Source organism: Leisingera sp. F5, from assembly GCF_001593695.1.
In genome coordinates, this window is record NZ_LUKH01000042.1 from 49,090 (window position 1) to 57,802 (window position 8,713).

Below are 8,713 nucleotides of genomic sequence, written 5' to 3' on the forward strand. Positions count from 1 at the left end.
TGCGGGGTCGATTTTCAAATCTCTAACTTGGCTTATTCCGCCGGAACAGCTGCCTGTTCCTGCATCACCGGATGCGCCAGTTTGTCGAGCATCTCCTTTGGGCAGACCTGCAGGAAATTGGTCTTCTCGATGTCCCAATGCTGCAGGATCTCCGCCGCCTTGCGGCTGCCGGTTTCATCCAGATGGCGGGCAATCAGGCCTTTCAGCTCCGCTTCCCAATGCGCCACGGTAACCGGGCAGGTGACCAGCGATTCCATGTTCATCATGGTTTCCGCCTTGCCATCGGGATCGTAAAGATACGCCATGCCGCCGGTCATGCCCGCGCCGAAGTTGGCGCCGATGCTGCCGAGGATCACCGCCACGCCGCCAGTCATGTATTCACAACCGCAGGCGCCGCAGCCCTCGATCACCACCGAGGCGCCCGAGTTGCGCACCCCGAACCGCTCGCCTGCGCGGCCTGCGGCAAACAAATAGCCGTCGGTTGCGCCGTACAGAACGGTATTGCCGATGATGGTGTTCTCGGACGCGTTCAGCGGGCTCACCTGCGGCGGGCGCACCACGATGGTGCCGCCCGACAGGCCCTTGCCGACATAATCATTGGCATCGCCTGACACCTCCAGTTTCAGCCCCGGTGCTGCAAAGGCGCCCAGAGACTGCCCGGCAGAACCTTGCAACTTCACCGTCAGATGGTCCGGCTGGAACGAGTTGCGCATGCCGAAATTGCGCACGATATGGCTTGAGGTGCGGGTGCCCACGGTGCGGTGGGTGTTCTGCACCGCATAAGACAGCTGCATCTTCTCGCCGTCTTGCAGGAAGCGGGCGGCGTCGCGCACAATCTCCGCATCCAGCGTGTCCGGCACGGCGTTACGGTCCTTGTCGCGGTTGTAGACGATATTGGCAGAACCATCGACCGTGATCAGCAGCGGGTTCAAATCCAGATCGTCCAGATGCGCCGACCCGCGCGAGACCTGCGCCAGCAGATCCGCCCGCCCGATCACCTCGTCCAAGCTACGCGCGCCGATGGAGGCCAGGATTTCCCGCACTTCCTGCGCATAGAAGGTGATCAGGTTCACCACTTTGTCCGCGTTTCCGGTGAACTTGCCGCGCAGCGCTTCGTCCTGGGTGCAGACACCCACCGGGCAGGTGTTCGACTGGCACTGGCGCACCATGATGCAGCCCATCGCGATCAGCGCCGCGGTGCCGATACCGTATTCCTCGGCCCCCAGCATCGCCGCCATCACGATATCGCGCCCGGTGCGCAGCCCCCCGTCGGTGCGCAGCGTCACCCGCTCGCGCAGGTTGTTCATCGCCAGCACCTGATGCGCCTCGGTCAGGCCCATCTCCCACGGCAGTCCGGCATATTTGATCGAGGTTGCGGGCGACGCCCCGGTGCCGCCATTGTGGCCCGAGATCAGAATCACATCCGCCTTTGCCTTGGCCACGCCGGCGGCAATGGTGCCAACGCCGGAGGACGCCACCAGCTTCACCGTCACCTTGCAGCGCGGGTTGATCTGCTTCAGGTCATAGATCAGCTGCGCCAGATCCTCGATCGAATAGATATCGTGGTGCGGCGGCGGAGAGATCAGGGTCACACCCTTGGTGGAGTGGCGCAGGCGGGCAATCAGGTCGGTGACCTTCATGCCCGGCAACTGGCCGCCCTCGCCGGGCTTAGCACCCTGGGCAACCTTGATTTCCAGCTCTTCGCACTGGTTCAGGTATTCGGCAGTCACGCCAAACCGGCCCGACGCCACCTGCTTGATCTTGGCTGAAGGGTTGTCGCCGTTCGGCTCCGGCACGAAATGCGCCGGATCTTCACCGCCCTCGCCGGAGTCGGACTTGGCACCGATCCGGTTCATAGCCACGTTCAGGGTCTTGTGCGCTTCGGGGCTCAGGGCGCCCAAGCTCATGCCCGGCGTCACAAACCGCTTGCGGATCGAGGTGATCGATTCCACTTCCTCGATCGGCACAGCAGTACCCAGCGGCTTGATGTGCAACAGGTCGCGCAGGTGAATCGGCGGGTTCGACTGCATCTTCGCCGAATACTGCTTCCACAGCTCGTATGAGGCTCTGTTGCAGGCCATTTGCATCATATGCATCGAGGTCGCTTCCCAGGCGTGGGTCTCGCCCGACTTGCGCGCCTTGTAGAAACCGCCGATCGGCAGCACGCCTTCAGCCGAGGTCCAGGCCTTGGCGTGGATTTCCTCCGCCTTGGTCTGGATACCGGTCACACCGATGCCGGAAATGCGGCTGGTCATGCCCGGGAAATACTCCGCACACATGGCGCGGGACAGGCCCACCGCCTCAAAGTTCAAACCGCCGCGATAAGATGACACCACCGAAATGCCCATCTTCGCCATGATCTTCAACAGACCCTGGTCGATGGCTTCCCGGTAGCGTGCAACGTTTTCGGTCAGGCTGCCGTCCAGCAGCCCGCGCTCGATGCGGTCAGCCAGCGAATCCTCGGCCAGATAGGCGTTCACCACGGTGGCGCCGCAGCCAATCAGCACCGCAAAATAATGCGGGTCGATACATTCGGCAGCGCGCACGTTCAGCGAACAGAAGGTCCGCAGCCCCTTGCGGGTCAGATGCGAATGCACGGCAGAGGTCGCCAGGATCATCGGCATCGCCACCTTGCCCGTGCCCGAGAATTGATCGGTCAGCACAATGTGGCCCGCGCCTGAGCGGACAGCCTCCTCGGCCTCGGCCCGGATCCGCTCCAGCGCGGCGCTCAGCGATCCGCGGCCCGGCGCAAAGGAACAATCGATTTCGGCCAGCGGCGCGTTCAGCTGGTCCACCAGCTTGTCCCACTGGGCATTGCCTACGAAAGGGCTCTCCAGCACGATGATCTCGGTCTGGCTACTGTCCTCGTCCAGCACGTTCTTCAGGTTGCCGAACCGCGTCTTCAGCGACATCACCCGGAATTCGCGCAAACTGTCGATCGGCGGGTTAGTCACCTGGCTGAAGTTCTGGCGGAAGAAATGGCTCAGCGGGCGGTACATCTTGGACAGCACTGCAGACGGCGTGTCGTCGCCCATCGAGGCCAGCGATTCCTTGCCGTCTTCGGCCATCGGCGCCAGGATCTGCTCCAATTCCTCGATGGTATAGCCGGCCGCGACCTGACGGCGGCGCAGTTCTTCACCGGTGAACAGCGGCTGCTCGGTGGCGCTGGCCAAGGTGGTGTCCAGATCGTTGATCCGCTTGACCCAGTCGCCAAACGGCAGCGCACGGGACAGCTTGTCCTTGATCTGCTGGTCGTTGAACAGCTTGCCCTTCTGCATGTCGACAGCCAGCATCTGGCCCGGACCCAGCGCGCCCTTCTCGACCACATTTGCCTCGTTAATCGGCACCATGCCAGCCTCAGAGCCGGCAATCACCAGACCGTCGCCAGTCACCACATAACGCATCGGGCGCAGACCGTTGCGATCCAGGCCGGCACAGACCCAGCGGCCATCGGTCATCGCCAGTGCGGCAGGACCGTCCCAGGGTTCCATTACCGAATTGCAGTAGGAATACATGTCGCGCCAGGCCTGCGGCAGTTCCACCGCCTGTTTGGACCAGCTTTCCGGCACCAGCATGGTTTTCGCCATCGGCGCAGAGCGGCCCGCGCGCACCAGCACCTCGAACACGCCATCCAGCGCGGCAGAATCCGACGCGCCGCCCGGCACGATCGGCTTGATGTCCTCGGCATGGTCGCCAAAGGTCGCACTGGCCATGCGGATCTCATGGCTCTTCATCCAGTTCAGGTTGCCCTTCAGCGTGTTGATTTCGCCGTTATGGGCCAGCATCCGGAACGGCTGCGCCAGCCACCACTGCGGGAAGGTGTTGGTGGAATAGCGCTGGTGATAGATCGCAAAGGCGCTCTCGAACCGTGCGTCCATCAGGTCGGGGTAGAACACCGCCACCTGCTCGGCCAGCATCATGCCCTTGTAGATGATCGACCGGCAGCTGAGCGACGCAATATACAGCCCCGCAATCGCCGCGGCATTGGCCGCCTTCTCGACCCGGCGGCGGATCACATACAGTTCGCGCTCAAAGGTTTCCTCGTCCACGCCCTTGGCGTTGGAGATCAGGATCTGTTCGATCTCAGGCCGGGTCGCGTTGGCCTTTTCGCCCAGGCAGGTCACGTCCACCGGCACATGGCGCCAGCCGTAGATGGAATAGCCCATGCGCAGGACTTCGCTTTCGACGATGGTCCGGCAACGCTCCTGGGCGCCGAAATCGGTGCGCGGCAGGAACACCTGGCCCACCGCCATCAGCTCATCCTGGCGCGGCTCGTGGCCGGTGCGGCGGATCTGGTCATAGAAGAACGGAACAGGGATCTGAACATGGATGCCCGCGCCGTCGCCGGTCTTGCCGTCGGCATCCACCGCACCGCGGTGCCAGATCGCCTTCAGCGCGTCGATGCCGGCCTCAACCACCCTGCGGCTCTTCTTGCCGTTTACAGAGACCACCAGACCGACGCCGCAGGAGGAATGTTCTTCCTCCTCGGAATACAGGCCATTTTCAGCCATCCACTTGCGCTTGGTTTCTTCGGCGCGCACCCAATCGGCATCATATTTGGTCATTGGCTGTTTCCTTCTCCGGAAGGGGCAAACATGTCGATCACGTCAGCGCCGGTCAGTTTACGGCTGCTGCTGTCAAACGCGTAGCCCGCTGGCTTCTTGTCGATGTAAAGTTCCAGGCGCAATTCATTGCCGCCTGCGTTTTCAAACAGGCCAGCCGACATCTGCGTCTGGCCCTTATGTTCTCCTGCGGTCATCCGATACCACAGCGCCGATCCGCATTTGCCGCAGAACGCCCGCTCGGCCCAGCCCGAGGACTGATAGGTCTGCACCGGTCCCAGCGCCGCGTAACCACTGGCCGTCTGAAAGCTCAGGTAAGGACCACTGGCCCAGCGCTGGCACATCTCGCAGTGGCAGGCGGAAATGGATTCGCGCGCAGGTGTGGCGGTGACGGTCACCGCGCCGCACATGCATTGTCCCTGCAATTCACTCATGTCCATCTTCCTTTTGCTCGCTGGGTCAGCAATGCTGACCTTGCTGCGGTCCATCGCTGCTCCGCCGGTGCATTGGGGGCATGCACAGACGGTATACAGGCGGTGCCGGGTTATTCTGCCGCCACCGCGGCCTTGCTGTTGAAGCTCTCCAGGATCGCTTCCGCGCAGTCGCGGCCGTCCTTGATCGCCCAGACCACCAGCGATGCGCCGCGCACGATGTCGCCCACTGCATAGACGCCTTCCAGATCGGTCGCACCGGTCTTGAACGCGGCCTTAACGGTGCCCCAGCGGGTCACAGGCAGCTCCGGCTGGTTCCACAGGGCGGGCAGATCTTCCGGCTCAAAGCCCAAGGCTTTGATCACCAGATCAGTTTCTTCCACGTAATCCGCGCCTTCGATCACCTCCGGCGCCTGACGGCCCGAGGCGTCCGGCTGGCCCAGGCGCATCTTCTGCACCATCACGCCAGCGACCTTGCCGCCCTCGTCGGTGAAGCCTTTGGGCGCCGACAGCCATTCAAAGATCACGCCTTCTTCCTCGGCGTTCTGGGTCTCACGCTGCGAGCCCGGCATATTGGCGCGGTCGCGGCGGTAGAGGCATTTGACCGAAGTCGCACCCTGGCGGATCGAAGTCCGCACGCAATCCATCGCGGTATCGCCGCCGCCGATGACAACGACCTTCTTACCCTCGGCATTCAGGTCGCCATTGTCGAATTCCGCAACCTCGTCGCCAAAGCTTTTCTTGTTCGACGCGCACAGGAAATCGATCGCCTTAACGATCCCTTCAGCGCCGCTGCCCGGCATTGCCAGATCGCGCGATCTATAGACGCCGGTGGCGATAATCACTGCATTATGCTTGGCGCGGATCTCCTCGAATGAAATGTCCTCTCCCACATTGCAATTCAACACGAAATTCACGCCGCCGTCGGCCAGCAGCTTGTTGCGGCGCTGGACCACGTCCTTTTCCAGCTTGAAGCTGGGGATACCGTACATCAGCAGCCCGCCGGCGCGGTCATAGCGGTCATAGACGGTGACCTGCACGCCGGCCTTGCGCAGCATATCCGCCGCGGCCAGCCCGCCGGGGCCGCCACCGATGATGCCAACGCTCTCGCTGCGCTCAGCCAAGGGCGCGGCAGGTTTCACCCAACCGTTTTCCCAAGCGGTGTCGGTGATGTATTTCTCGACCGAACCGATGGTCACGGTGCCATGTCCCGACTGCTCGATGACGCAGTTGCCTTCACACAGACGGTCCTGCGGGCAGATACGGCCGCAGATCTCCGGGAAAGTGTTGGTGGCCTGCGAGGTCTCGTAGGCTTCTTCCAGGCGGCCGGTTGCGGTCAGCCGCAGCCAGTCGGGGATGTTGTTGTGCAGCGGGCAGTGGCTTTGGCAATAGGGCACACCGCACTGGCTGCAGCGGCTCGCCTGCTCTTCCGCCTTGGCAGCAGCGTACTCCGCATAAATCTCATTGAAGTCTTCCTTGCGTACACTTGCGTCACGCTTTTGAGGCATGTCGCGTTCGATCTGCACGAATTTCAGCATCGGTTGCTTGGCCACGGGCTGGACTCCATCGTTTGTCTGGCTGCGCAGGCACCTTCGCAGGTACAGGTACGCTTTTATGTCAACTGTGCTGACCTATTTTGCCAGCGCTTGATTTCTGATACCGTGTTTCACAGAAATGTACAGAGTTATTAAGTCCGAATCGGACCTGAATATCAGCTTTCCAATCCAGAGCCGGGATTTATACAGAGTCACGACAGTTTACGGCCCGTCCGCGGCCAGCATGGGATGATTTCAGCATGCCGCTTTTTCAGCTGATCCTTGTAGCATTGATCCAAGGGATCACCGAATTCCTGCCAGTTTCCTCCTCCGGCCACCTGATTCTACTGCCCGGCCTGACCGGGCTGGAAGACCAGGGACAGATAATCGACGTCGCCGTGCATGTCGGCACCCTGGCCGCTGTGATGATCTACTTCTGGGGCGACGTGCGTGATGGCCTGATCGGCCTGCCGCGCGCCCTGACCGGCCGCACGGATACGCCGGGATCCAAACTCGCCTTGGGACTGATCATCGCAACTGTTCCCACAGTCCTGTTCGGTGCTGTGCTGCATTTCACCGGTCTCAGCGATGCGCTGCGATCAATGACGGTAATCGGCTGGACCATGCTGGGCTTCGGGTTGGCGCTGTACTGGGCCGACCAGAAAGGCGCCGAAGTGAAACAGGCTAGCGACTGGGGTGTCCGTGATGCGCTGGTCATGGGGCTGTGGCAGATGCTGGCGCTGATCCCCGGCACTTCTCGTTCAGGCATCACCATCACCGGCGCCCGCCATCTGGGCTATACCCGCGAGGATGGCGCCCGCATTGCCATGCTGATGTCGATCCCGACCATCATCGCCTCAGGCGTACTGCTGGGAACCGAGGTGGCGCTGGAGGCCGACACCGCACTGATACGCGACGCGGGCATTGCCGCCGTGCTGGCCATGGTGGCGGCGCTGGCCGCACTTAGTCTGATGATGCGGCTGCTGCGCTCGGTCAGCTTTACGCCTTATGTGATCTACCGGGTGATCCTGGGTGCTGTCCTGCTGGCCATCGCCTACGGCAGCTGAACCTGAAACGAAAAGCGCGAGGAGATCCCCGCGCTTTCAAACCCTTGAACCGGCTGAAATATCAGGTGCCGTTGCGCAGATTCCGGGCGGAATTGGTCATCTCATCATACTGGCCAGAGGGGCGGAATTTCCACAGGTAATCCGGCAGCACCGAACCCAGGGTCACCGGGCGGATACCTAGATCATCGAATCCCTTGGCGCCCTCGGACACCACATTGTCCGTCTTCAGGCTGCGCAGCTGGTCGCGGGTCAGCACTTTGTTCTCAATCAATTGAAAACTGGCCGCCTGCAGCATGTCGAACCCGAAGGCCACCAGCCAAGCAGCAGGGCGCGGCAGCGACAGGATCAGGCGGCGCCGGTGGATCACCTCAAGCATCTGCACCATAAGCGCTCGGAAGCTCTTCACTTCAGGACCGCCAAGTTCGTAGATGCCGCCTTCGGCCTCACCCAGGGCCCCCATGACCGCGGCCTTGGCCACATCATCGGCAAACACAGGCTGGAACTTGGTGCTGCCAGCAGCAATCGGCAGCATCGGCGACAGCCGGGTCATACCAGCAAAGCGGTTGAAGAAGCTGTCTTCGGTCCCAAAGATCACCGAGGGGCGCAGGATGACCGCACCTGCAAAGCTCTGCAGCACTGCGGCTTCGCCTGCAGCTTTGGTTTTGGCATATTCGCTGGCAGCATCCGCATCGGCGCCTATCGCCGAGATATGCACCAGGCTGGCAACGCCCTGCTGCGATGCGATGCGCGCAATCCGGCCCGCGCCTTCGGCATGCAGGGCGCCAAAGGTGTTCTTGCCCAGCTCGTTCAGGACACCCACACAGTTCACCACCGCATCCGCGCCCTGCATCACCGAGGCCACAGAGGCGTCGTCACGGATGTTGCAGAACACCGGTTCAACCTGGCCTGGAACCCCGTAGGGCTTCACATGCATGGCTTCGTTGGGACGGCGCACAGCCACCCGCACCCGCCAGCCTTCTTTGGCCATGCTCCGCGCAATGTAGCGGCCCACGAAACCGGATCCGCCATAGATCGTGACCAGTTTGGACATCATTTGGCTCCTGAACTTAGCTGCCCCTAAGCTCTAGCGCCGCAAGGGGCGCCAAACAAGGCGCAAA

General features: G+C 62.0%; 5 protein-coding genes. 1 reads left to right on the forward strand and 4 read right to left on the reverse strand.

What is annotated here, in order from left to right; genetic code table 11:
• Nucleotides 1-32: 32 nt before the first annotated feature.
• From gltB to A2I95_RS21140, 3 genes are all read right to left on the reverse strand, one after another.
• On the reverse strand, nt 33-4,565 hold the full coding sequence (gene gltB, locus A2I95_RS21130; RefSeq protein WP_291732975.1) for a glutamate synthase large subunit: 4,533 nt from the start codon (nt 4,563-4,565) through the stop codon (nt 33-35).
• Nucleotides 4,562-4,996 (reverse strand): GFA family protein, encoded by a 435-nt coding sequence (locus tag A2I95_RS21135; protein WP_291732976.1) that lies wholly within the window; start codon nt 4,994-4,996, stop codon nt 4,562-4,564. Before A2I95_RS21135 ends, gltB begins: the two co-directional genes overlap by 4 nt.
• A gap of 110 nt (nt 4,997-5,106) precedes the next feature.
• Nucleotides 5,107-6,546, reverse strand: a complete 1,440-nt coding sequence (locus A2I95_RS21140; RefSeq protein WP_291732978.1) for an NAD(P)-dependent oxidoreductase — start codon at nt 6,544-6,546, stop codon at nt 5,107-5,109.
• A gap of 242 nt (nt 6,547-6,788) precedes the next feature.
• Between A2I95_RS21140 and A2I95_RS21145 the strand changes: the two genes are divergently transcribed.
• Nucleotides 6,789-7,595 (forward strand): undecaprenyl-diphosphate phosphatase, encoded by an 807-nt coding sequence (locus A2I95_RS21145; protein ID WP_291732980.1) that lies wholly within the window; start codon nt 6,789-6,791, stop codon nt 7,593-7,595.
• 61 nt (nt 7,596-7,656) lie between these two features.
• On the opposite strand, the gene A2I95_RS21150 is transcribed toward A2I95_RS21145, so the two are convergent.
• A complete protein-coding gene (locus tag A2I95_RS21150) occupies nt 7,657-8,646 on the reverse strand; it encodes a complex I NDUFA9 subunit family protein (RefSeq protein WP_291732984.1) in 990 nt (329 codons plus the stop codon).
• Nucleotides 8,647-8,713 lie beyond the last annotated feature (67 nt).